Raw genomic sequence first — 23,360 nt, 5'->3', positions numbered from 1 at the left:
GGCCATTTCTGGGGCGCGCAGACCTTCCCGGCGATCTGGGTGTTCTCCGCGTCGAAGGAGTTCCGCGGCATCCGCGTCACCGACGTGGCACCGTTACCCGGTGTCACCCCGCGCCGTGGATCATGCCCCGGTGGACCTGGTCAGCTGGCCGTTTCTGCGGCCACCTTGTCGTCGGCCCCGTCCGCCTTCTTGGTCGCGGCCTTGTCCGACCCGGCGGCGTTGTTGGGGACGCCCGGCACGATGCCGGCCAGGCCGGAGAGCATCTGCCCGAGCTGGGAGGTGACGGCGTCCTTCTGCCGGGTGAGGTCCTCGACCTCGCGCCGGGCGGCCTGCGTGGTCAGCTCGGCCTCCGTGCGGGCCTCGCTGAGCAGACGCTGCGACTCGGCGCGCGCCTCGCTGAGCGTCCGCTCCGACAGCGCCTTGGCCTTCTCGATCGTCTCGGTGGCGCTGCGCTCCGACTCGACCCGGCGGGCCTCGGCGCGCTGCTCGATCTCCTTGGCCCGCTCCTGCGCGGCCCGGGCCCGCTGCTCGGCCTCGCTGACCAGCTTCTGGGTCTGCGCCACCTGGGCGGCGTGCCGCTCCGACTCCTCGCGCTCGGCCTTCTCCCGCCGCTCCGCGAGCTGCAGCTCAAGGGCCTGAAGGTCCTTGTCCCGCTTGTCGCGGGCGTCGGTGAGCAGCTTGGTCGCCTCCGCGCGCTTCTCCTCGGCCTCGCGGGCGGCCTTGGCCCGCTGCTGGGTGATCTCCCGCTCGGCGGTGGCCCGCAGGGTGGCCACCTCCCGCTCCACGGTCGACTTCAGCTCGGCGACCTCGTGGGCGGTCACCGTACGCAGCTGCTTGGTCTCCCGCTCGGCGTCGGCGCGCAGCGTGTCGGCCTCGCGGCGGGCCTGGACACGGACCTCGGCCGCCTCCCGCTCGGCGGCGGTGCGCACGTTGCCCGCCTCCCGCTCGGCGGTGGCCTTCATCGCGGCCGCCTCGGCGCGAGCCTTGTCGGTGATCTCCCGGGCCTCCAGGCGGGCGGCGGAAAGGATCCCCTCCGACTCGCGCTTGGCCTCGTTGCGGTGGTCGTTGGCCTGCTCCTCGGCGAGCCGAAGAATCTGCTCCACCCGGGTGCCGAGGCCGGACAGCGTGGGGCGGCTGTTCTCCTCCAGCTGCTTGCTGGCGTCGGTGAGCTTCTGCTCCAAGGCGGTGAGCCGCTGCTCGGACTGGCGGAGCCGGCGCTGGGCGTCGTTCAGCGCCTGCTCGGCGTCGGCGCGGTCCTTGTTGGCCTGGCTCAGCGCGCCGTTGAGCCGGCCGATGAAGTCGTCGACCTGACCGGTGTTGTATCCGCGCAGGCCAACGGTGAAATCGGGCTGCGAGTTCGCGTTATCGAAGAACGCGAGAGGGGAGGACTGCTGCTGGGGCATTGGGACATACTGGCAGACCCCCCGGGGTGCTTCGCAAGAGCGTGCCGCCCTTTGCCGTCCTCATTACATGGTCAACTCGACGGGCCGCCGGACCGCCAAGGACGAGAGGCGATCATGCCAGCTCCGGGGCGAGCCGACGGCCCTCTGCGTACGGTGGAATAGGGCCGCCGGGGCGTACCGGCGGGTCCTTTGTTTCCACCCCGGCCCGATCACACGAATGGGTGCCGGGCCGGGTGTGTGGAAAGCCAATCGGCGTTCACCGAATGGCCATCGGCGGCTCGTCCGTCAGGTCAGTGCCCGCGGAACCGGTTGATCGCGTCGATGTGCCGGCCGCGCAACTCGGGATCGCGTACGCCGAGCCCGTCGGTGGGAGCCAGGCAGCGTACGCCGACCTTGCCCTGATGGGCGTTGCGGTGCACCTCGTACGCGGCCTGGCCGGTCTGCTCCAGCGGGTAGGTCCGGGAAACCGTCGGGTGGATCCGGCCGAGCGCCACCAGCCGGTTGGCCTCCCACGCCTCCCGGTAGTTGGCGAAGTGGCTGCCGACGATGCGCTTGAGGTGCATCCAGAGGTAGCGGTTGTCGTACTGGTGCAGGAAGCCACTGGTGGAGGCGCAGGTGACGATGGTGCCGCCGCGCTTGGTCACGTAGACGCTGGCGCCGAAGGTCTCCCGGCCCGGGTGCTCGAAGACGATGTCCGGGTCCTCGCCGTCGGTGAGTTCCCGGATCCGCTCGCCGAAGCGCCGCCACTCGTCCGGGTCCTGGGTCTGCTCGTCGGACCAGAACCGGAAGCCCTCGGCGGAGCGGTCGATGACCAGCTCGGCGCCCATCCGCCGGCACAGCTCCGCCTTCTCCGGGGAGGAGACCACGCAGACCGGGACCGCGCCGCCGTTCAGCGCCATCTGGGTGGCGTAGCCGCCCAGGCCGCCCGACGCGCCCCAGATCAGCACCACGTCGCCCTGCTTCATGTTGGCGCCGTGGTGCGACACCAGCTGCCGGTACGCGGTCGAGTTGACCAGCCCCGGGCTGGCCGCCTCCTCCCAGCTCAGGTGCCGGGGCTTCGGCATCAGCTGGTTGGCCTTGACCACGGCCAGCTCGGCCAGGCCGCCGAAGTTGGTCTCGAAGCCCCAGATCCGCTGCTGCGGGTCGAGCATCGTGTCGTCGTGCCCGGCCGCGTCCTCCAGTTCGACCGACAGGCAGTGCGCCACCACCTCGTCGCCCGGGCGCCACCGGCTCACCCCGGCGCCGACCCGCAGCACCACGCCGGCCGCGTCCGACCCCACCACGTGGTACGGCAGGTCGTGCCGGCGGGCCAGCTCGGAGGTACGGCCGTAGCGCTGGAGGAACTTGAAGGTGGGCAGCGGCTCGAAGATGCTGGTCCACACGGTGTTGTAGTTGATCGCGCTGGCCATCACGGCGACCAGTGCCTCCCCCGGGCCCAGCTCGGGGGTCGGCACCTCCTGCAGGTGCAGCGCCTTGCGCGGGTCCTTGTCCCGGGTGGTCATGCCGTCGAACATCCGGGCCTCCTCGGCCCGGACCACGACGCCCCGGTAGCTCTCCGGTACCGGCAGCCCGGCGACACCGGCCAGTTCCCGTCCCGGGTCGGCCGACCCTTCCGCCGCCATGATGGCTTCGAGGATGTCCTGCACGGTGACCTCCGGTTCTCGCCGAGCACCCGGCGCGCGGGCCTGGTGCTGCCATCGTCGGCGCCGGTGCGCCCCTCCACCATGTCGGTCCCCGACACATCCGGCACCGGTCGCACTCCTGTGGAGGCGGACGCTACTGAACGGTAGCTTTGGCCGGAAGTCCTGTGTGAAAAACTGCATTGGTCAATGCGCGGACCTGTTCGTCGGGCCATCCAACCGCTCACCGCCGTGCTTCCCGGGGGCGTCCGCCGGCTGCTCGGGCTGCTCCGCCCCCGGTATGACGTGTTAGAAGGGGCCCCCTGCTATGCATCAGGCGTTAAGAAGGGACCCCTCCTTGCACCTCAGGCGGGTTCGACGAGCTCGATCAGTACGCCGCCGGCGTCCTTGGGGTGGACGAAGTTGATCCGGGAGCCGGCGGTGCCGCGCTTCGGCGTCTCGTAGAGCAGCCGGAGACCGCGCTCGCGCAGCGCCGCGCAGGCCGCATCGACGTCAGTCACGGTGTACGCCACCTGCTGCACGCCCGGGCCGTTCCGGTCGAGGAACTTCGCGATGGTCGACTCCGGGGTCAGCGGGGCGAGCAGTTGCACACAGCCGCCCTCGGTGGTCGGCCCGACCGCCAGCATCGCCTCGCGGACACCCTGCTCGACGTTGATCTCGGTGTGCACGCAGCGCATCCCGAACGTTCGCTCATAGAAGTCGATCGCGGCGTCGAGGTCGGCTACCGCCACCCCGACATGGTCGATACGGCGCAAACCGATGTCTGTGACATAGTCGGCAGCGGGCTCGACGGGGGAGTTCTCAGGCATGACGCTAGTCTGACCGAACGATTGTTAAGGCGTACAGGTCGGCATCCCCTCGGAGGCGGTTATGGCTTCGGTGATCGTCAGTGGCGCACGGACCCCGATGGGGCGTCTGCTGGGCAACCTCAAGGATCTACCGGCGACGAAGCTCGGCGGCATCGCCATCTCCGCGGCGCTGGAGCGCGCCGGGGTCGCCCCCGACCAGGTGCAGTACGTGATCATGGGGCAGGTGCTCCAGGCCGGTGCCGGGCAGATCCCGGCCCGTCAGGCGGCCGTGGCGGCGGGCATCCCGATGTCCGTACCCGCCCTGACGATCAACAAGGTCTGCCTCTCCGGCCTGGACGCGATCGCGCTGGCCGACCAGCTGATCCGGGCCGGCGAGTTCGACGTCGTGGTGGCCGGCGGCATGGAGTCGATGACCAACGCCCCGCACCTGATGCTCGGCCAGCGCGGTGGCTACAAGTACGGCGACGTGGTGATCAAGGACCACATGGCGCTCGACGGGCTGACCGACGCCTGGGACTGCTGCTCGATGGGCGAGTCCACCGAGCGGCACGGCACCACCCACGGCATCACCCGTCAGGAGCAGGACGCCTTCGCCGCGGCCAGCCACCAGCGGGCCGCCGCCGCGCAGAAGAACGGCCACTTCGCCGAGGAGATCACCCCGGTGGTCATCCCGCAGCGCAAGGGTGACCCGCTGGTGATCAGCGAGGACGAGGGCATCCGGCCGGACACCACCGCCGAGTCCCTGGCCAAGCTCCGCCCGGCGTTCACCAAGGACGGCACCATCACCGCCGGCAGCTCCTCGCCGATCTCCGACGGCGCCGCCGCGGTGGTCGTGATGAGCAAGGCGAAGGCCAAGGAGCTGGGCCTGACCTGGCTGGCCGAAATCGGGGCGCACGGCAACGTGGCGGGCCCGGACAACTCCCTGCACTCGCAGCCGTCCAACGCCATCCAGCACGCCCTGCGCAAGGGCGGGCTGAGCGTCTCCGACCTCGACCTGATCGAGATCAACGAGGCGTTCGCCCAGGTCGGCATCCAGTCCACCCGTGACCTCGGGGTCAGTCCGGACAAGATCAACGTCAACGGCGGCGCGATCGCGCTGGGCCACCCGATCGGCATGTCCGGTGCCCGGCTGGTGCTCACCCTCGCGCTGGAGCTCAAGCGGCGCGGCGGCGGCACCGGGGCGGCGGCGCTCTGCGGTGGCGGCGGCCAGGGCGACGCGCTGATCATCCACGTTCCCGACGCCGCTGAAACCACTCAGTGAGCGAGTCGAACGGGAACGTCCCGGCGGCGGTCACCGGGTCGGTGCGCCGTAGCCGGGACGTACCCATGCTGGTCGAGCGGGCCCGCGAGGGTGACCCACGCGCGGTGGCCCGGTTGATCACCCTGGTCGAGTCGGGCGACGAGACGGTGCCGAGCATCGCCGCGGCGCTCGCGCCCTTCGCCGGTCAGGCCCAGGTGGTCGGCCTGACCGGTTCCCCCGGGGTGGGCAAGTCGACCACCACCAACGAACTGGTACGCGCCCTGCGGGCCCGGGGCCACCGGGTGGGCGTGCTGGCCATCGACCCGTCCAGCCCGTTCACCGGCGGCGCGATCCTCGGTGACCGGGTGCGGATGCAGGACCACGCCACCGATCCGGGTGTCTACATCCGCTCGATGTCCAGTCGGGGGCACCTCGGCGGGCTGTCGGCGGCCACGCCGCAGGCGGTGCGGGTGCTGGAGGGCGCCGGCTGCGACGTGGTGCTGGTGGAGACCGTCGGCGTCGGGCAGGCCGAGGTCGAGGTGGCCTCGCTGGCCGACACCACGCTCGTGCTGCTCGCCCCGGGCATGGGCGACGCGATCCAGGCGGTGAAGGCCGGCATCCTGGAGATCGCCGACATCTTCGTGGTCAACAAGGCCGACCGGGACGGCGCCGACGCGACCGTCCGGGACATCCAGGGCATGATCGCCCTTGGCGAGCGCGGTCCGGGCCAGTGGCGGCCGCAGGTGGTGCGGGCGGTGGCCGTCCGGTCCGAGGGGATCGACGACATCGCCGCGGCGATCGACAAGCACCGGGGCTGGCTGGTCGAGCACGACGAGCTGCGCCGCCGTCGCGAGGCGCGGGCCGCCGCCGAGATCGAGGCCATCGCGCTCGGCGCGCTCCGCGCCCGGATCGGCTCGCTGCGCGACGGTACGCACCTGCCGGCGCTCGCCGCCGAGGTGGCCGCCGGCACGACCGACCCGTACGCCGCCGCGGACGCGTTGCTCGCCCAGCTCGCCGGCTGACCGACGTCCACTGCGGACCGTCCCAAACGAGTACGCTCGCACCGTCCCGCAACGCGCGTGGGGCGGTGCGATGGCCGCTGGGAGAAGCATGGACCACGAGATGACGCAGGAGTTGCCGATGACGCCGGACGCGGTGGCGGGTGGTCGTACCGACATCTCTGACGAGGTGGTGGAGAAGATCGCGGTGGCCGCGGCGAAGGCGGTGCCCGGCGTGGTGGAGCTGGGTGGCGATCTCGCCCGGTTCTTCAACGCCGTGCTGGACCGGGTCGGGCTGGACCAGGTGGGCGACGCCCGGCGGGGCTGCTCGGCCCACGTCACCAACGGGGCGGCGGTGGTCAACCTGGTGATCGTGACCGACGCCGGGCACCCGGTGCCCGAGGTGACCGCGGCGGTGCGGGCCGGGGTGACCCAGGCGATCGAGGCGTACGGGTTGCGGGTCGACGAGATCAACATCCGGGTGGACGACGTGGCCATCGAGGGGCCCACCGCCTGAGATCAGGGCAGCTCAGGTTACCGGCTGGTACGAACTGCCTTATCGATCGTTCAGGTGAGGGCTCTACACTCGATGTGCAGTCGAGGACTCGAGGAGGAGCCCCGGGGATGAACGCCGACGAGATCGCCGCCGGACGGGCCCGCTGGCAGGCCCGGTACGACGCAGCGCGCAAGCGGGACGCCGACTTCACCACGCTCTCCGGGATGCCCGTCGAGCCGGTCTACGGTCCCCCGGAGGGCGCTGGCCATCCGGGCTTCGAGCGGATCGGCTGGCCGGGCGAGTTCCCGTACACCCGGGGGCTCTACCCCACCGGCTACCGCGGGCGGACCTGGACCATCCGGCAGTTCGCCGGGTTCGGCAACGCCCGGCAGACCAACGAGCGCTACAAGATGATCCTGGGCGCCGGTGGTGGTGGCCTCTCGGTCGCCTTCGACATGCCCACCCTGATGGGCCGGGACTCCGATGACCCGCAGTCGCTCGGCGAAGTGGGCCACTGCGGGGTGGCGGTGGACAGCGCCGCCGACATGGAGGTGCTCTTCGACGGCATCGACCTGGCCGGGGTCACCACGAGCATGACCATCTCCGGCCCGGCCGTGCCGGTGTTCTGCATGTACCTGGTCGCCGCCGAGCGCCAGGGCGCCGACCTGTCGACGCTGGACGGCACCCTGCAGACGGACATCTTCAAGGAGTACATCGCGCAGAAGGAGTGGCTGTTCGACCCTGAGCCGCACCTGCGCCTGATCGGCGACCTGATGGAGTACTGCGCCCGGGAGATCCCGCGCTACAAGCCGCTGTCGGTCTCCGGCTACCACATCCGCGAGGCCGGCTCGACCGCCGCGCAGGAGCTGGCGTACACCCTCGCCGACGGCTTCGGCTACGTCGAGTTGGGGCTGTCCCGCGGGCTGGACGTGAACGTCTTCGCTCCCGGGCTGAGCTTCTTCTTCGACTCGCACGTCGACTTCTTCGAGGAGATCGCCAAGTTCCGCGCCGCCCGGCGGATCTGGGCCCGCTGGCTGCGCGACGTCTACGGCGCGACCAGTGAGAAGGCGCTGTGGCTACGGTTCCACACGCAGACCGCCGGGGTGTCGCTGACCGCGCAACAGCCGGTCAACAACGTGGTACGCACCGCCGTCGAGGCGCTCGCCGCGGTGCTCGGCGGCACCAACTCGCTGCACACCAACGCCCTGGACGAGACCCTCGCGCTGCCGACCGACGAGTCCGCCGAGATCGCCCTGCGTACCCAGCAGGTGCTGATGGAGGAGACCGGGGTGGTCAACGTGGCCGACCCGCTCGGTGGCTCGTGGTACGTCGAGGCGCTCACCGACCGGATCGAGGCCGAGGCCGAGGAGATCTTCGCCCGGATCCGGGCACTGGGCGGCGAGGGCCCGCACGCCATCGGCCCGATGACCTCCGGCATCCTGCGCGGCATCGAGGACGGCTGGTTCACCGGCCAGATCGCCGAGTCGGCCTTCGTGTACCAGCAGGCGCTGGAGAAGGGTGACAAGAAGATCGTCGGGGTCAACTGCCACACCGGCACGGTCGCCAAGGAACTGGAGATCCTGCGCATCTCGCACGAGGTGGAGCTGGAGCAGCGCCGGGTGCTCGCCGAGCGCAAGAGCGGCCGGGACGACGCGAAGGTGCGTGCCGCCGTGGCGGCGATGGTCGAGGTGAGCCGCACCGGGGAGAACATGATCCCCGCGATGCTCGACGCCGTCCGGGCCGAAGCCACCCTCGGCGAGATCTGCGACGCGCTGCGCGGCGAATGGGGCGTTTACCGCGAGCCCGCACGGTTCTGACATTCGCCCCGGCGGGCGGTCAGTCGGCCGCCCGGCCGGGGCGAATGGGCATGGGTGACAGTGGCAACTGTCAGGGCCGCGGTTGATCTGAGTTCGGCAAATCGCGTGCGAGACTAGGTAACCATGAGCGACCCACGGATCACCTCGTCGATCTTCACCCGCGGCGCGGTCGACCTCAGCGCGCTGCGCACCCCCACTCCCAGTCCCACCCCGGCACCGGTCCAGGCAGGTCCCCCCGCCGGTGCGCCCGGCGGTGCCGTCGGCGGCGTGACCGTCGTCGACGTGACCGAGGCGACCTTCCAGTCCGAGGTCCTGGAGCGCTCCCTGACCACACCTGTGGTGGTGGACTTCTGGGCCGAGTGGTGCCAGCCCTGCAAGCAGCTCTCGCCGGTGCTGGAGCGGCTGGCGGTGGAGGGCGGCGGTGCCTGGGTGCTCGCCAAGGTCGACGTGGACGCCAACCCCCGGCTGGCGCAGATGTTCCGGGTGCAGGGCATCCCGATGGTCTACGCGGTGGTCGGTGGGCAGCCGGTCGACGCCTTCTCCGGGGTGGTGCCGGAGCCGCAGCTGCGGCAGTGGATCCAGGCGGTACTCAAGGCCGGCGGGGTGGCCGCGCCCGAGCCGGAGGACCCCCGCCTCGACGAGGCGGACGACGCCCTGATGAGCGGCGACCTGGACGTCGCCGAGCAGGCGTACCGGAAGATCCTGGCCGAGACCCCGACCGACGCCGCGGCGGAGGCCGGGCTGGCCCAGGTCGGGCTCGCCCGCCGGGTGGCCGGGGCCGACCCGCAGGCGGCCCTCGCCGCGGCGGCCGACCCCGACGACGTCGACGCCCAGCTGCTGGCCGCCGACATCGAGGTGCTCAGCGGCTTGGCCGAGCAGGCGTACCAGCGGCTGGTGGGGCTGGTCCGCCGCACCGCCGGCGACGACCGCGAGAAGGTACGCCAGCACCTCGTCGGCCTGTTCACCATCGCCGGGCCGGAAGATCCGGCGGTCGCCTCGGCCCGTCGGGCCCTGGCCAGCGCCCTGTTCTGAGCCACCTGCCACGCCAGCGCGGGCCGGCGTGCCGCCGGCCCGCCCGACACCGGAGGACGGGAGCCTAGGTGAGCGCGAGGAGTGAGCTTGCGAGCCCCGCAGTCGCGAACGACAGCGGCCCATGATGCGCCGGATCGCCGTCCTCGACGCGCCGAGCAACCTCGGCCTGCGCCCACCCACGCCCACCTCCGTCCCGGGCTGTGCGAAGGCGCCCGGTGCGCTGCGCGACCAGGGGTTGCTGCCCCGGCTACGGGCCCGCGACGCCGGCTGCCTGACCCCACCCCGCTACGACGCCGGTGACTGGCGGCCGGGCGACGGCGTGTGCCACGCGCGGGAGATCGCCGACTACTCGGTGGGGCTGGCCGACCGGATCGGCGCGATCATCGACCGGGGCGAGTTCCCGGTCGTGCTCGGCGGTGACTGCTCGATCCTGCTCGGCTCGGCGCTGGCCATGCACCGGCTCGGCGAGGCGGTGGGCGGCCGGATCGGCCTGGTCTTCGTCGACGGCCACTCCGACTTCCGGCACCCCGGCAACGCCTCCTACGTGGGCGCGGCGGCGGGTGAGGACCTCGCCCTGGTGACCGGTCGAGGTCAGGCCGACCTGGCGGCCATCGAGGGGCGGCGCCCCTACTTCCGGGACATCGACGTGGTGGTGCTCGGCATCCGCGCGCAGGACGAGTACCGGCTCGACCTCCAGGCAGCCGGGATCATCACCAGACCGGTGCCGGCGCTGCGCGCCGAGGGCGCGGCGCGTACCGCGCAGTGGGCGCACGAGCAGCTCGCCGACTGCGCCGGCTACTGGGTGCACATCGACGTGGACGTGCTCGATCCGGCCGTACTGCCGGCGGTCGACGCTCCCGACCCCGGCGGCATCGCCTTCGCCGAGTTGGAGATCCTGCTCGCCGGGCTGGTCGACACCCCGCACTGCCTCGGCGTCGAGCTGACCGTCTTCGACCCCGACTACGACCCCGACGGCGCGTACGCCGCCGAGATCGTCAACACCGTGGTGGCCGGCCTGCGCCCGGTCACCGCCCCGAGGTCGGTGCCGCCCCGGCTACGTCCCACGCAGCCCGGCCCGCTCGCCCCCGAACCGGTGCCACGCCAGCTGCGTCCGGAGCCGGCCGACCGGGCCGCCCCAGCTCCTTCGGTGCCGCCCCGGTTGCGTGCGGAGCCGGCCGACCACGCCGCGCCGGCTCTCGGCCAGTCGGTCGGAGGGCCGGAGGACGCCGTCGTCGGGTCGGATCCTCGTGACGCCAGCTTCTCGGCCGGCCCGGGTTCGCTTCGCCGCCCGGCCGCAGCCGACCCCGACGGCCGGCCAGCCGACACTGTGGAGCCGGTGGCCGGCGAGTCGATGGAACCGCTCGACGCCCGCCCGTCGGACGAGGACGCCCCCCACCCCTCGCCGGCCCCCGGCGGCCTCATCGCCTGACCGCGCCCGCCTGATCTCGGGGCGGGTAGGTGATCCGCCCCGAGATCCGGTGGCGGGTCAGCGGGCCAGGGCGCGTAGGAAGCGCTCCGCGATCGGCACGGCGGTGCCGCTGCCCGAGCCGCCCTTCTCGACGAACACCGCGAAGGCCACGTCGCCCTGCCAGCCGACGAACCAGGCGTGGGTGTTCTTCGGGTTGTCGTCGTACTCGGCGGTGCCGGTCTTGCCGTGCACCGGCTGGCCCGGGACATCCTTCAGCGCGGTGCCGGTACCGCTGGTGACCACCTCGCGCATCATCGCCTGGACCGCCGCGACCGCCTCGGGCTTCAGCTCCGGAGCCGGCTCGGCCGCCTGCTCCGGGGCAGAATCCACGATCAGCTGCGGTGCGGTGAAGCTGCCCTTGGCCACCGCCGCGGTCGCCGCGGCCATGGCCAGCGGGCTGACCACGGTCGTACCCTGCCCGATCGCGGCGGCGGCCTGCTCGGTGGCGCCGCCGTCGGCGGAGACCTTCCCGGTGAACGCGTCGAGGCCGACCTCCCACTTGCCCTCGAGGCCGACGGTCCGGCCGGTGGCGGCGAGCCCGTCGGCGCCGAGCTGCGGCGCGAGGGCCGCGAAGGCGGTGTTGCAGGACTTGGCGAAGTTGGTGCGGAACGGCACCTCGCCGAGTTCGAAGTCGTTGGAGTTCTTGAACGAGCGACCGTCCACGACGAAGGTCTTCGGGCAGTCGACCGTGCCGTCCGGGGTCACCGCGCCCCGTTCCAGCAGCCCGAGCGCGCTGACCATCTTGAACGTGGAGCCCGGCGGCACCTGCGCGGTGAAGGCCAGGTTCTCCCCGCTGGCACCGGGACCGTTCGCGGCGGCGAGCACCGCGCCGTCGCTGACGCGTACCGCCACCAGGGCGGCCCGCCGGCGTTCGCCGCGCAGCGCCTGGTCGGCCGCGTTCTGGGTGGCCACGTCGAGGGTGGTCTTCACCGGCTCCCCGGGCTGCGCTTCGCGCCGGAACACCTCCGTGCCGGTGGGCTCAAGCGTCCCGTCGGGGCCCGCCCGCTTGATGATCACGGCGAGCCCCGGTACGCCGCGCAGCCGCTCGTCCCACCGGCCCTGCAACCCGCCGTGGCCGACCAGGTCGCCGGGAAAGTAGCGGTCGGGGAACTTCTGCAGGTCGTCGGCCTGAGCGGGGTCGACCGTGCCGAGTACCGCCCGGGCGAACTCGCGGGTGGGGGCGAGATGCAGCTTGTCGGTGGGGAACTTCGTCCCCGGCAGGTCGTAGATGCGTGGCTTGATCTGCCGGTACGCCTCGTCGCGCAGGGTGACCACCTCGACGAACGCGTCCGGCTTCGCCTCGTCCAACCGCTTGGCCAGATTGGACAGGTCGACCGGCGGCGTGATCGCCGGCCGGATCGCCCGGAACGCGGCGTCCAACTCGCGGATCACGGCCGGGACATCGGTCACCTCGCTGGGTTGCAGCCCGACCCGGACCACCGGGCGCGGCGTCACGAGCGGCTTGCCGGCGCCGTCGAGCACCCCGGCCCGCTGTGCGGTCTCCCGCCGCAGTCCGAGCCGGTCACCGCGGGTGAGCCGATCGTGCACCACCTGCGGCTCCCAGATCACCTGCCACTGGTCGTCCCGGCCCTGGCTGAGCCGGATCTGCTGGTCGTACGCCCAGCTCGTCTCACCCGGCAGCGCCCACTCGACCCGGATGGCGGCCGTCGCGGTGTCCCGGACCACCTCGGGGTCGCCCTGCCGGCTCAACTTGGGCGGCGTGCCGGCCAACTCGCCGGAGAGATCCTTGATCTCCTGCGCGACCGTGGCGGCCGCGATCCTCGCGCCGGTCGGGTCGACGAAGCCGACCGCCTGCAGGTTGCCGGAGTGCCAGCCGGCCAGGAAGGCGTCCACGCTGTGCTGCGGCCCGTCCTCTCCGGAGCAGGCGACCAGGGCGGTCGAGGCGATCAGGCAGGCGACGCCGGCGGCGAGTCGTGACCTTATGTGACGATTTCGGTGCGCGCGGTGCATGGGGGTGTCTTCCTCCTGGTCAGGCTGCCCTGCACGCTAGTACGCCGGTGCACCCCGCACTGCCCCTCCCGGGTCCGGTCGGGAGCAAAGACGGTCCCGTGACCATGTGATGAACAACATCAGGTGGGGTACTCCTGATCCGGCCGAACCTCGTACCGCAACGGGTGAAAGGACGATCTCCCGATCCGGAAGTCCGGCCGGTGGTCCGCCGACGAAGGGACCAGTCGGTCGGCCTAGGCTTGGCGGCAGAGTGACCCACAGCGTTGTGGGTCGAGGGGAGTGGCACCGATGGACCGGCGTCCGGCGATCAAACCGGGACCCGACCTCCGGCAGGCTGACACCAGCCGGGACGATGACAGCTTCGATTCGGCGACCGATGGGGACGGCTTCGGCCGGCTCGACACAGGAGTGACCGGGATGACCGGTTCGAGCATCGACACCCTCTACGACCTGGGTCTGCCGCCGGAGGCGCTGGCGGACGACGTGGAGGACGCCGAACTCGACGAGCCGGTGCCGAACGCCGAGCGGCTGGTGGCACAGGCGGTCGCGCTGGCCGGTGACGACCACGACGCGGCGACCCTGGTGGGCCGGTTCTGGCGGTTCGCGCCGGACGAGGAGCTGATCGGGTTCACCGCCGAGGAGATGCTCGACGCCGCCCGCGCCCACCGGGAGCTGGCCCAGCAGCGGGTGCCGGGTGAGCTGAAGCTGCGGATCCACTCGCCCGACGCGGAACAGCACCACAGCGTCGTCGAGATCGTCACCGACGACATGCCGTTCCTGGTCGACTCGGTGACCGCCCTGCTCAACACCCACCACCTGGACGTGCACCTGCTGGTCCACCCGCTGGTCGTGGTGCGCCGGGAGCCGCTGGGGCGGCTGGTCGAGGTGGCCGCCGACGTCGAGCCGGACGACGCGATCTCCGGGGACCTGGTCGAGAGCTGGATGCGGATCGAGATCGACCCGGTCCGCGACCCGGAGGAGCGGGACAAGCTGCGCCGCGAGTTGCAGCGGGTGCTCACCGATGTGCGGGAGGCCGTCGAGGACTGGCCGAAGATGCGTCAGCGGGCCCTGACGCTCGCCGACGAGTTGGCCGCCGCGCGGACCAGTGACAGCCGGCCGCCGGTGCCGGAGAAGGACATCACCGACTCGGTGGAGTTGCTGCGTTGGCTCGCCCACGACCACTTCACCTTCCTGGGCTACCGGGAGTACCAGCTGGTGTCGGACTCGGTCCAGGGCGGGGCGGCGCTGGAGGCGGTGCTCGGCACCGGGCTGGGCATCCTGCGGCAGGATTCGCCGGAGGCCCGGGCGCTGTCGTCGATGACGCCGGAGGCGCACGAGAAGGTCACCGAGAAGCGTCTGTTGATCATTACGAAGGCGAACTCGCGGGCCACCGTGCACCGCTCGGCGTACCTGGACTACATCGGTTTCAAGATCTTCGACGAGAACGGTGAGGTGGTGGGCGAGCGGCGGTTCCTGGGCCTGTTCTCCACCGCCGCGTACCGCACCAGCGTGCAGGAGCTGCCGGTGGTCCGGCGCAAGGTCGCCGAGGTGCTGGACCGCTCCGGGCTGAGCCTGCGCAGCCACTCCGGCAAGGACCTGCTCCAGATCCTGGAGACCTACCCGCGCGACGAGCTGTTCCAGATCAAGACCGACGACCTCTACCACGCGGTGATCGGCGTACTGCGGATGGCCGGTCGGCGGCAGCTGCGGGTGTTCCTGCGCCGGGACGCGTACGGCCGGTTCATCTCCTGCCTGATCTACCTGCCCCGGGACCGGTTCACCACGCAGAACCGGCTGCGCATGCAGGACATCCTGCTGCGTGAGCTGAACGGCGTCGGGGTGGACTACACCACCCGGGTCACCGAGTCGATGCTGGCCCGGGTGCACTTCATCGTCCGCACCGACCCGACCAGCCCGCCCGGTGACATCGACGCCGATCTGCTCGCCGAGGAGTTGGCCGACGCCACTCGGCTGTGGGACGACGACTACCGGCTGGTGCTCGAGCGCAAGCTCGGCGACGAGCAGGCCAAGCACCTGTTCGGCCGGTACGCCGACGCGTTCCCGGAGGGCTACAAGGACGGGCACACGCCGTACGAGGCGATGAAGGACCTGGCGAAGCTGGAGCTGCTGGAGGAGCCCGGCCAGCTGGAGATGCACCTGTTCCGCAAGCAGCTGATACCGCGCGCCGGCAGCCGGGGAGCGGACCTCGACGAGTCGATGGACGTCCGGTTCAAGGTCTATCGGTACGGCGAGCCGATGATGCTGTCGGCGGTGCTGCCGGTGCTGCACTCGCTCGGCGTACGGGTGGTCGACGAGCACCCGTACGAGGTGGAGCGCGTCGACGGGCGGATCTGGCTGTACGACTTCGGGCTGCAACTGCCCGAGGGGCACCAGGAACTGGCCGAGGTGCGCCCGCACGTGGAGAACGCCTTCGCGGCGGCCTGGCGGGGCGAGGCCGAGGTGGACGGCTTCAACGAGCTGGTGCTGCGCGCCGGGCTGACCTGGCGCCAGGTGGTGGTGCTGCGGGCGTACGCGAAGTACCTGCGCCAGACCGGCACCGTGTTCTCGCAGGACTACATGGAGTCGACCTTCATCGCGTACCCGCGCATCGCCACGCTGCTGGTGCAGCTGTTCGAGGCGCGGTTCGAGCCGGGCACGCTCACCGCCGAGCAGCGCGAGCAGCGCAGTGCCGAGCTGGTGGCCGAGATCCGGGCCGCCCTCGACGACGTGGCCAGCCTCGACCAGGATCGGATCCTGCGGTCGTACCTGACCCTGATCCAGGCCACCCTGCGGACCAGCTTCTACCAGAAGCCGGTCGGCGGGCGACCCAAGCCGTACGTGGCGTTCAAGCTGGACCCGCAGGCCATCCCGGAACTGCCCGCACCGCGGCCGAAGTTCGAGATCTTCGTGTACTCGCCCCGGTTCGAGGGTGTGCACCTGCGGTTCGGGCCGGTGGCCCGGGGCGGCCTGCGCTGGTCGGACCGGCGGGAGGACTTCCGCACCGAGGTGCTCGGCCTGGTCAAGGCGCAGATGGTGAAGAACGCCGTGATCGTGCCGGTGGGCGCCAAGGGCGGCTTCGTGCTCAAGCAGCGCCCGGGCGACCGGGACGAGGCGGTGGTCTGCTACAAGGAGTTCATCTCCGCGTTGCTGGACGTCACCGACAACATCGCGGCCGGTGAGATCGTGCCGCCCGAGGACGTGGTCCGCCACGACGGCGACGATCCGTACATGGTGGTCGCGGCGGACAAGGGCACGGCGACCTTCTCCGACATTGCCAACGAGATCTCGATCGCGCACAACTTCTGGATGGGCGATGCCTTCGCCTCCGGCGGCTCGGCGGGCTACGACCACAAGAAGATGGGCATCACCGCCCGGGGCGCCTGGGAGTCGGTCAAGCGGCACTTCCGCGAGCTGGGGCACGACACCCAGAGCCAGGACTTCACCGTGGTCGGGGTCGGTGACATGTCCGGTGACGTGTTCGGCAACGGCATGCTGCTGTCGGAGCACATCCGGCTGGTGGCCGCCTTCGACCACCGGCACATCTTCCTGGACCCGGACCCGGACGCGGCCACCTCGTTCATCGAGCGGAAGCGGTTGTTCGAGCTGTCCCGGTCGACCTGGGAGGACTACAACGCCGAGCTGATCTCCGCTGGCGGCGGGATCTACCCGCGTACGGCGAAGTCGGTGCCGGTGTCGCCGCAGGTCCGCGCGGTGCTCGGGCTAGGCGACGACGTCGAGCAGATAAGCCCGCAGGAGCTGATGAAGGCCATCCTCACCGCACCGGTCGACCTGTTCTGGAACGGTGGCATCGGCACCTACGTCAAGGCGTCCAGCCAGACCAACGCCGAGGTGGGCGACAAGTCCACCGACGCGATCCGGGTCAACGGCAAGGATCTGCGCTGCCGGGTCGCCGGCGAGGGCGGCAACCTGGGCTGGACCCAGCTCGGCCGGATCGAGTACGCCCAGGCGGGCGGGCGGATCTACACCGACTTCATCGACAACGCGGCCGGGGTGGACTGCTCCGACCACGAGGTGAACATCAAGATTCTGCTGAACACCGCGGTCGCCGACAACGAGCTGACCGTTCCCGAGCGGGACGAACTGCTGGCGCGGATGACCGACGAGGTCGCCGAGCTGGTGCTGCGGGACAACTACGACCAGGCGCGGGCGATCAACAACTCGCAGGCCCAGGCCGCCTCGCTGCTCCCGGTGCACCGACGCATGATCACCGAGCTGGAGCGCTCCGGAACGCTGGACCGGGCGCTGGAGGCGCTGCCGCCGGACGAGGAACTGGCAGTGCGCACCGAGTCCGGGCTGACCGCGCCGGAGTTCGCGGTGCTGCTGGCGTACGTGAAGATCGCGCTGGAGAAGGAGATCCTGGCCGAGGGGCTGGCCGACGAGCAGTGGACCAGCGAGGTGCTGGTCAACTACTTCCCGACCCCGATGCGGGAGCGGTTCGCCGACCGGATGGGCCGGCACCGGCTGCGCCGCGACATCGTGACGACGGTGCTGGTCAACGAGGCGATCAACCGGGGCGGCATCTCGTTCGTCTTCCGCGTGATCGAGGAGACCGCCGCCACGGCGGCGGACGTGATCCGGGCGTACGTGGTGGTCCGTGAGGTGTTCGGGCTGCGCCAGCTCTGGGACGCGGTCGAGGCGCTGGACAACCGGATCGACCCGGAGCTGCAGACCAGTGTCTACCTGGACACCCGGCGGCTGCTCGACCGGGCGGTGCGCTGGCTGGTGACCAACCGGCGCTCGCCGATCGACGTCCGGGCGGAGATCATTCGGCTGCGTGACGGGGTGGCCCGGCTGCTGCCGCAGCTGGAGACGCTGTTCTACGGCAGCGAGCGGGAGGCGATCGCGGCGCACATCGACTCGATGACCGGGCGTGGCCTGCCCCGCGAGTTGGCCGAGCAGAGCACCCGGCTGATGTACAGCTTCGGCCTGCTCGACGTGGTGGAGACCGCCGCCGGCACCGAGCGGGACGTGAGCGAGGTGGCCTCGGTCTACTTCGTGCTCTCCGACCGGTTCCGGGTGGACTCGCTGCTGTCGAAGATCTCGCTGCTGCCTCGCGAGGACCGGTGGCAGACCCTGGCCAGGATGGCGCTGCGCTACGACCTGTACGCCGCCCTCGCCGCTCTCACCGCCGAGGTGCTCGACTCCACGTCGGGCGATCTTCCGCCGCAGGAGCGGGTGCAGCAGTGGGAGCAGTCGAACGCCACCTCGATCCACCGCGCCGAGCGGGCGATGGGCGAGTTCGACGAGTCCCGCGCCGACCTGGCGGCCCTCTCGGTTCTCCTCCGCCAGATCCGCACCCTGGTCCGCACCTCAGCCGCCACCTGACCACCCACCCACCCACCCACCCACCCACCCGCTTCGCCGATCATGGAGTTGTGGTGGGCGGGAGGGGTGGATGTGCGGCCTTTGCGGGGCACCACAACTCCATGATCGACAGCGTTGGCCCGGCGGCGGAACCGCCGGGCCAACACCGGTCCTCGTGGGTCATTCGACCAGGGAGGCGAAGACGATCACGTTGTCGGGGTAGCTGCCGGTTGCGACGTTGAACTGGCCACCGCAGGTGACCACGCGCAGGCCGGGTCGGTCGTTGGGGCCGTAGACCTGCTCGGTGGGGAAGGCGTCCTTCGGGTGGGAGGCCACCGAGTCCACCCGGAAGTTGACCGGACGCCCGTCTTCGCGGTTGACCGTGATGGTGTCGCCGGGTTGCAGGGCGCCGAGGGAAAAGAAGACGGCGGGGCCGATCGCAGCCGAGTCGACGTGCCCGACGATGACCGAATTGCCAACCTCGCCCGGGCTCGGGCCCGGTTGGTACCAGCCGGCGAGCCAGGCCTGGTCCAGTGGGGGCACCTGTACGGTCCCGTCGGGGTTGGTGCCGAGCCTCATGATCTCCGCGTTGACGCCGATCCGGGGGATGCTGATCGTGGTGGGGGCGGAACGGGGCAGCCCGGCCGCCGGTGGCGAGTCCTCGCCGTCGAGGTCGGCGTCCTCGAACGGCGTGGCCGAGGTGGTCGCCCCCGCTCCGGCTTGCGCCAGAGGCTGGGGTGGGCGGACGGGTTCGGGGGAGTTCAGCGAGGCGCCGATCAGCCCGGAGCCCACCATGGCGAGCAGGACGACGACGGCGGCGCCGATGGCCCGCCACGGGTGTCCGTGGCGGCCGGCGGCGCCGACGGCGCGCCACGGATAACCGTGGCGGCCGCCGGCCCGTCTCGCCGTCGCGTCAGACCGTGAATTCATCGGTCCGGCGCCGGCGCATCAGCACGAGGCCACCGAGGGCGGCCGCGCCGACCAGGCTCGCCCCAGCGGTAGCCATGCCGCCGTTGGCGCCGCTGGCGATGCCGCCGTCACCACCGTCGACCCCGCCGTGCGGCAGGACGACCAGCTCGCCCTCGCCGCAGGAGCCTTCCAGCTTGTACGTGCCGGGCTTGGCGTCCCTGGCGACCCGGGCCTCGCCGAAGAAGACGAAGTCCTTCTTGTGCTCCCAGCGGTCGTCGTCCTTGCCGTGCTCGTCCTTGCCGTGCTCGTCCTTGCCGCGCTCGTCGTGCTCGCGGCCCTTCTCGCCGCGCTCGTCGTGCTCGCGGCCCTTCTCGCCGCGCTCGTCGTGCTCGCGGCCCTTCTCGCCGCGCTCGTCGTGCTCGCGGTCCTTCCGGTCGCGGTCCTCGTCGCGGTCCGCGGCGCCGCCGCCCTCGCCCGCCTCGGCACCGGGCTGGGTCGCGGACTCGGCCGACCAGTCGTCGCCGCCGGTCCAGTCCTCGCGCTCCTCGCCCTCGGTCCAGTCCTTGCGGTCCTTGTCGTGGTCCCGGTCCTTCTCGTCCTTCTGGTCCTTCTCGTCCTTCCAGTCGTTGCCGCTTTCCCAGTCGTTGCCGCTGTCCCAGTCCTTGTGGTCGCGGTCCTTGTCGCGGTCCTTGTGGTCCCGGTCCTTGTCGTGGTCACGGTCCTTGTCGCGGTCCTTGTCGTGGTCGCGGTCCTTGTCGCGGTCCTTGTGGTCCTGGTCCTTGCCCCAGTTGTCCCAGTCCTTGTGGTCGCGGTCCCGGTCCTTGTCGCGGTCCCGGTCCTTGTCGTGGTCGCGGTCCTTGTCGCGGTCCTTGTGGTCCCGGTCCTTGTCGTGGTCGCGGTCCTTGTGGGCCGGTTCGAGCTTGACCTTGCCGGTGACCTTGGACCAGACGAAGGGGTGCTCCTGCGGTTCTTCGCAGATCTGCACCAGCTTGATCTCCTCGCCGGGCTTGGCGGCGTGCGGCTTGGCGAAGACCTTGCCCTCGTCGTCGCGGTGGGGGTGGCCGTCGGCGAACGCGACCCCGGGCGCGAACACCAGCAGGGAGGCGCCGCCGAGCGCAGCACCCGCAACGACCTTCCCCAGCATCTTCTTAGCCATGACCTGTGTCACTCCATCCCTGGTTGTCCTGCGGCCGGTAACAACCGAGCCAGAACCGACGTTAGACCGTTTCGCGACTTTTGCAGGGAAAAATTCGTGTTCTGGCATTAGTTCCATTTGTCGGGTTGTGCGGTGCTAGTTGGCCGGGGTGTGCCGCCTTGCGTGGGGGTGGGGTGGTCAGCCCGGCCTGCCGCCCCCGTCGACATCCGAGTGCCGATGCCCCGACTGCCCCGCCGGCCCGAATCGCCCCACCCCCGCCGGGTGGGCACGGCGTCCCATTCCCGCCGATCTTCAGCCCGGGTTGGCGGCAAAGTAGTAAAACGCGCATTTTGCCCACCGAAAGAGCGGCGTCGGGCGAGGCGGGTGGGGTGAGGTGGGGTGGTGGGTGCGGGTGCGGGTGGGGGCGGCGAGAGTGGGGGTGGTGCGGGCGTCGGCGTGGGGGTCCGCCCGGTAGGGTTTCGAAAATATCGAACCATTGCCATGGAAGCGCTCCCATGCAAGAATCGCTGCACGCGGTTCGGGGAGCCACACCGCGTAGGCAGGTGTCGAGGGCAGCCGGTTCACCGGACGACCACCCGCCGCCGACCGGTGACGCCGGTCGTGGCACCACCACCAACGCCCGTCCGGGTCGGGCGCTCCCGAAGAATCCCGTTGGCACCGGCGGTCGTCCGCGTAGGACGCCCCTCGGGCCACGTGCCGGGCCGTACGCGGATCCGGTCTCGCCCAAGGAGATCAGTGGCATGAATGTGTGGAGAAGGCTGTCCGGTCGACGCCGGGCTATCGCGCTGGCCGGCGCGAGCGCGCTGGTCGCGGGCGGTTTGGTGACGATTCCGGTCACCGCGGCGCACGCGGCTACCCAGTGCGACGTTGCGTACACGACCAACGATTGGCCGGGCGGCTTCACCGCCAACATCACCATCAGGAACATCGGCGACCCGCTCAACGGGTGGACCCTCGGCTTCACCTTCCCCGACGCCAACCAGCGCGTCGTGCAGGGCTGGTCGGCCCGGTACACCCAGTCGGGCCGCAACGTCACCGCGCAGAACGAGTCCTACAACGGCACCCTCGCCACCGGGGCGAGCACGAGCATCGGGTTCAACGGCAGCTGGAGCGGCAGCAACCCGCGGCCCACCTCGTTCACCATCAACGGGGTGACCTGCAACGGTGGCACGCCTCCGCCCACCACGCCTCCGCCGACCACGCCTCCGCCGACCACGCCTCCGCCCACGACTCCTCCGCCGACCACGCCGCCTCCGGGCGGACGGGTGGACAACCCCTACCTGAACGCCCGTGGGTACGTGAATCCCGAGTGGAAGGCCAGGGCCGAGTCGGTCAGCGGTGGCAGCCGGGTGTCGAACAACCCGACCGGCGTGTGGATCGACCGGATCGCGGCGATCAACGGCACCCCGGACAGCCAGTCCAACGGCCCGATGGGCGTTCGTGACCACCTGGACGAGGCGCTGCGGCAGGGCGCCCAGTACATCCAGTTCGTCATCTACAACCTGCCCGGTCGCGACTGCGCGGCGCTCGCCTCCAACGGCGAACTGGGCCCGACCGAGCTGCCGAGATACCGGACGCAGTACATCGACCCGATCGCGGCGATCCAGGGTGACGCAAAATACCGCAACCTGCGGATCATCAACATCATCGAGATCGACTCGCTGCCGAACATCGTGACCAACGTGTCCGGTCGGGCCGGTGCCACCGCCATGTGCGACACCGTCAAGGCCAACGGCGCCTACGTCCAGGGCGTCGGGTACGCCATCGGCAAGCTGGGTGCCATCCCGAACGTCTACAACTACATCGACGCCGGCCACCACGGCTGGATCGGTTGGGACGACAACTTCGGCCCGACTGCCGCCGTCCTGCGCGAGGCCGCCGGTTCCTCCGGCGGCAGCCCGGCCAACGTGCACGGCTTCATCGTCAACACCGCCAACTACTCGGCGCTGAAGGAGCCCTACTTCACCGTCAACGACCGGGTGAACGGGCAGGACGTCCGGCAGTCCAAGTGGATCGACTGGAACCGCTACGTCGACGAGCTCGGCTTCGCCCAGGCGTTCCGCCAGGAACTCGTCCGCCGGGGTTTCGACAGCAACATCGGCATGCTGATCGACACCTCCCGTAACGGTTGGGGCGGTACCGCCCGGCCCACCGGCCCGGGTCCGCAGACCAGCGTGGACACCTACGTGGACGGTGGCCGCGTCGACCGGCGCATCCACGCTGGCAACTGGTGCAACCAGTCGGGTGCCGGTCTGGGCGAGCGGCCGAGGGCGAACCCGGAGCCGGGCATCGACGCGTACGTCTGGATCAAGCCCCCGGGTGAGTCGGACGGCTCCAGCCGCGAGATCCCGAACAACGACGGCAAGGGTTTCGACCGGATGTGCGACCCGACCTACACCGGTAACGCCCGCAACGGCAACAGCTTGAGCGGTGCCCTGCCGAACGCCCCGATCTCGGGCGCCTGGTTCCCGGCGCAGTTCACCGAGCTGATGCGCAACGCCTACCCGCCGCTGTCCTGACAGTCAGGCACACCCGCCGCCGGCAGTAGGTGAGGCGCTGTGGCGGCAGGTTCCCCGGGCCCCTGGTCCGACCGCACCCTGCTGGCGTGGGCTGGCTTCCCGCCTCGCCACACGACCGCGATGGGTGGCACGCCGTGGTACGAGCTGGCGCCCGAGCGCATGCTACTGACCGAGCCAACCGAATCGATCTTCAACGCGTTGGCGTCGGCATCGATGACTCCACGCCAGCTCGATGGTGCCGCAGAGCTGTTCACGTCCCTTGAGTGGATCGGTTCGCAGCACGCCGATATTCCCGAATCGCTGAGGTCTGTGCTGATCGCACACGTGACGACGACCGGAACCGATCCGATGAAGTTCCGGATGCGCCACGGATACGGTGCGAAGCAAGCGGACTGACGCGCAGTTCAGCGCGCCGCACGGCCATGCCCGGGCCGATAGACACGGCGCAGCACACTCAATACGGCCACCACAGCGGCCCGTCGCCTCCTGCCGCCAGCCCGCCGCCGCTGCTCACGGGGCGACCGAGCCTCCTTCGTGCGGTGCCCGCACGGCGGCATAGTGCGGACGTCCGGGCCCT

The 23,360-nt window shown here is 71.0% G+C and carries 15 protein-coding genes; 9 read left to right on the top strand and 6 right to left on the bottom strand.

Annotated elements, in window-relative coordinates; genetic code table 11:
- Nucleotides 1–140: 140 nt before the first annotated feature.
- The 3 genes from AB0M52_RS10790 to mce form a co-directional block, all read right to left on the bottom strand.
- The gene (locus AB0M52_RS10790; protein WP_363951751.1) at nt 141–1,403 is read right to left on the bottom strand and encodes a cell division protein DivIVA; all 1,263 of its coding nucleotides are present in this window, start codon (nt 1,401–1,403) and stop codon (nt 141–143) included.
- 290 nt (nt 1,404–1,693) lie between these two features.
- On the bottom strand, nt 1,694–3,049 hold the full coding sequence (gene ccrA / locus AB0M52_RS10785; protein WP_363951748.1) for a crotonyl-CoA carboxylase/reductase: 1,356 nt from the start codon (nt 3,047–3,049) through the stop codon (nt 1,694–1,696).
- A gap of 338 nt (nt 3,050–3,387) precedes the next feature.
- Nucleotides 3,388–3,852 carry a methylmalonyl-CoA epimerase gene (mce, locus tag AB0M52_RS10780; protein ID WP_363951745.1) on the bottom strand — a complete coding sequence of 155 codons (465 nt, stop codon included), beginning with the start codon at nt 3,850–3,852 and terminating at the stop codon, nt 3,388–3,390.
- Nucleotides 3,853–3,913: 61 nt separating this feature from the next.
- Here mce and AB0M52_RS10775 point away from each other — a divergent pair, with 61 nt between their 5' ends.
- The 6 genes from AB0M52_RS10775 (at nt 3,914) to AB0M52_RS10750 (ending at nt 10,864) form a co-directional block, all read left to right on the top strand.
- Entirely contained in the window at nt 3,914–5,113 is a 1,200-nt protein-coding gene (locus AB0M52_RS10775) for an acetyl-CoA C-acetyltransferase (RefSeq protein WP_363951742.1), read from the top strand.
- Nucleotides 5,110–6,114 carry a methylmalonyl Co-A mutase-associated GTPase MeaB gene (gene meaB, locus AB0M52_RS10770; RefSeq protein ID WP_363951739.1) on the top strand — a complete coding sequence of 335 codons (1,005 nt, stop codon included), beginning with the start codon at nt 5,110–5,112 and terminating at the stop codon, nt 6,112–6,114. The genes AB0M52_RS10775 and meaB overlap by 4 nt, the downstream gene beginning before the upstream one ends.
- 88 nt (nt 6,115–6,202) lie before the next feature.
- Nucleotides 6,203–6,607: an Asp23/Gls24 family envelope stress response protein gene (locus tag AB0M52_RS10765; protein WP_363951736.1), complete on the top strand. Its 405-nt coding sequence runs from the start codon at nt 6,203–6,205 to the stop codon at nt 6,605–6,607.
- 107 nt (nt 6,608–6,714) lie between these two features.
- Nucleotides 6,715–8,403, top strand: coding sequence for a methylmalonyl-CoA mutase family protein (locus tag AB0M52_RS10760; protein WP_363951733.1), 1,689 nt, complete (start codon nt 6,715–6,717; stop codon nt 8,401–8,403).
- A 123-nt stretch (nt 8,404–8,526) separates the two neighbouring features.
- Nucleotides 8,527–9,435: a tetratricopeptide repeat protein gene (locus AB0M52_RS10755; RefSeq protein ID WP_363951730.1), complete on the top strand. Its 909-nt coding sequence runs from the start codon at nt 8,527–8,529 to the stop codon at nt 9,433–9,435.
- 121 nt (nt 9,436–9,556) lie between these two features.
- Nucleotides 9,557–10,864, top strand: coding sequence for an arginase family protein (locus tag AB0M52_RS10750; RefSeq protein ID WP_363951727.1), 1,308 nt, complete (start codon nt 9,557–9,559; stop codon nt 10,862–10,864).
- 57 nt (nt 10,865–10,921) lie between these two features.
- Here AB0M52_RS10750 and AB0M52_RS10745 read toward each other — a convergent pair whose 3' ends face one another.
- Nucleotides 10,922–12,874 carry a penicillin-binding transpeptidase domain-containing protein gene (locus AB0M52_RS10745; protein WP_363951724.1) on the bottom strand — a complete coding sequence of 651 codons (1,953 nt, stop codon included), beginning with the start codon at nt 12,872–12,874 and terminating at the stop codon, nt 10,922–10,924.
- A 288-nt stretch (nt 12,875–13,162) separates the two neighbouring features.
- Between AB0M52_RS10745 and AB0M52_RS10740 the strand changes: the two genes are divergently transcribed.
- Complete coding sequence (locus AB0M52_RS10740; protein WP_363951722.1) at nt 13,163–18,220, top strand: NAD-glutamate dehydrogenase; 5,058 nt, start codon at nt 13,163–13,165, stop codon at nt 18,218–18,220.
- A 159-nt stretch (nt 18,221–18,379) separates the two neighbouring features.
- Here AB0M52_RS10740 and AB0M52_RS10735 read toward each other — a convergent pair whose 3' ends face one another.
- Both AB0M52_RS10735 and AB0M52_RS10730 read right to left on the bottom strand, forming a co-directional pair.
- On the bottom strand, nt 18,380–19,129 hold the full coding sequence (locus tag AB0M52_RS10735) for a class F sortase (RefSeq protein ID WP_363951720.1): 750 nt from the start codon (nt 19,127–19,129) through the stop codon (nt 18,380–18,382).
- Complete coding sequence (locus AB0M52_RS10730; protein WP_363951718.1) at nt 19,113–20,264, bottom strand: hypothetical protein; 1,152 nt, start codon at nt 20,262–20,264, stop codon at nt 19,113–19,115. Before AB0M52_RS10730 ends, AB0M52_RS10735 begins: the two co-directional genes overlap by 17 nt.
- Before the next feature lie 740 nt (nt 20,265–21,004).
- On the opposite strand from AB0M52_RS10730, the gene AB0M52_RS10725 reads away from it, so the two are divergent.
- Nucleotides 21,005–22,783, top strand: a complete 1,779-nt coding sequence (locus AB0M52_RS10725) for a glycoside hydrolase family 6 protein (RefSeq protein ID WP_363951716.1) — start codon at nt 21,005–21,007, stop codon at nt 22,781–22,783.
- Nucleotides 22,784–22,903: 120 nt separating this feature from the next.
- Nucleotides 22,904–23,179, top strand: a complete 276-nt coding sequence (locus AB0M52_RS10720) for a hypothetical protein (RefSeq protein WP_363951713.1) — start codon at nt 22,904–22,906, stop codon at nt 23,177–23,179.
- Nucleotides 23,180–23,360: the final 181 nt, after the last annotated feature.

The sequence above is a fragment of the Micromonospora sp. NPDC051296 genome (assembly GCF_040682255.1).
In the GTDB taxonomy this organism is placed as follows: domain Bacteria; phylum Actinomycetota; class Actinomycetes; order Mycobacteriales; family Micromonosporaceae; genus Micromonospora; species Micromonospora craterilacus.
The sequence above is the reverse complement of the archived record's forward strand: the minus strand, read 5'-3'. Positions and strand labels throughout refer to the sequence as shown.

Excerpts from the sequence above, each read along its gene's own strand:
- AB0M52_RS10730 (WP_363951718.1), bottom strand. The coding sequence starts at position 20,264 with ATGGCTAAGAAGATGCTGGGGAAGGTCGTTGCGGGTGCTGCGCTCGGC.
- AB0M52_RS10760 (WP_363951733.1), top strand. The coding sequence starts at position 6,715 with ATGAACGCCGACGAGATCGCCGCCGGACGGGCCCGCTGGCAGGCCCGG.
- AB0M52_RS10750 (WP_363951727.1), top strand. The coding sequence starts at position 9,557 with ATGATGCGCCGGATCGCCGTCCTCGACGCGCCGAGCAACCTCGGCCTG.
- AB0M52_RS10745 (WP_363951724.1), bottom strand. The coding sequence starts at position 12,874 with ATGCACCGCGCGCACCGAAATCGTCACATAAGGTCACGACTCGCCGCC.
- AB0M52_RS10725 (WP_363951716.1), top strand. The coding sequence starts at position 21,005 with ATGAATGTGTGGAGAAGGCTGTCCGGTCGACGCCGGGCTATCGCGCTG.
- AB0M52_RS10735 (WP_363951720.1), bottom strand. The coding sequence starts at position 19,129 with ATGAATTCACGGTCTGACGCGACGGCGAGACGGGCCGGCGGCCGCCAC.
- AB0M52_RS10765 (WP_363951736.1), top strand. The coding sequence starts at position 6,203 with ATGGACCACGAGATGACGCAGGAGTTGCCGATGACGCCGGACGCGGTG.
- AB0M52_RS10790 (WP_363951751.1), bottom strand. The coding sequence starts at position 1,403 with ATGCCCCAGCAGCAGTCCTCCCCTCTCGCGTTCTTCGATAACGCGAAC.
- mce (WP_363951745.1), bottom strand. The coding sequence starts at position 3,852 with ATGCCTGAGAACTCCCCCGTCGAGCCCGCTGCCGACTATGTCACAGAC.
- AB0M52_RS10740 (WP_363951722.1), top strand. The coding sequence starts at position 13,163 with ATGGACCGGCGTCCGGCGATCAAACCGGGACCCGACCTCCGGCAGGCT.
- AB0M52_RS10755 (WP_363951730.1), top strand. The coding sequence starts at position 8,527 with ATGAGCGACCCACGGATCACCTCGTCGATCTTCACCCGCGGCGCGGTC.
- AB0M52_RS10720 (WP_363951713.1), top strand. The coding sequence starts at position 22,904 with ATGGGTGGCACGCCGTGGTACGAGCTGGCGCCCGAGCGCATGCTACTG.
- AB0M52_RS10775 (WP_363951742.1), top strand. The coding sequence starts at position 3,914 with ATGGCTTCGGTGATCGTCAGTGGCGCACGGACCCCGATGGGGCGTCTG.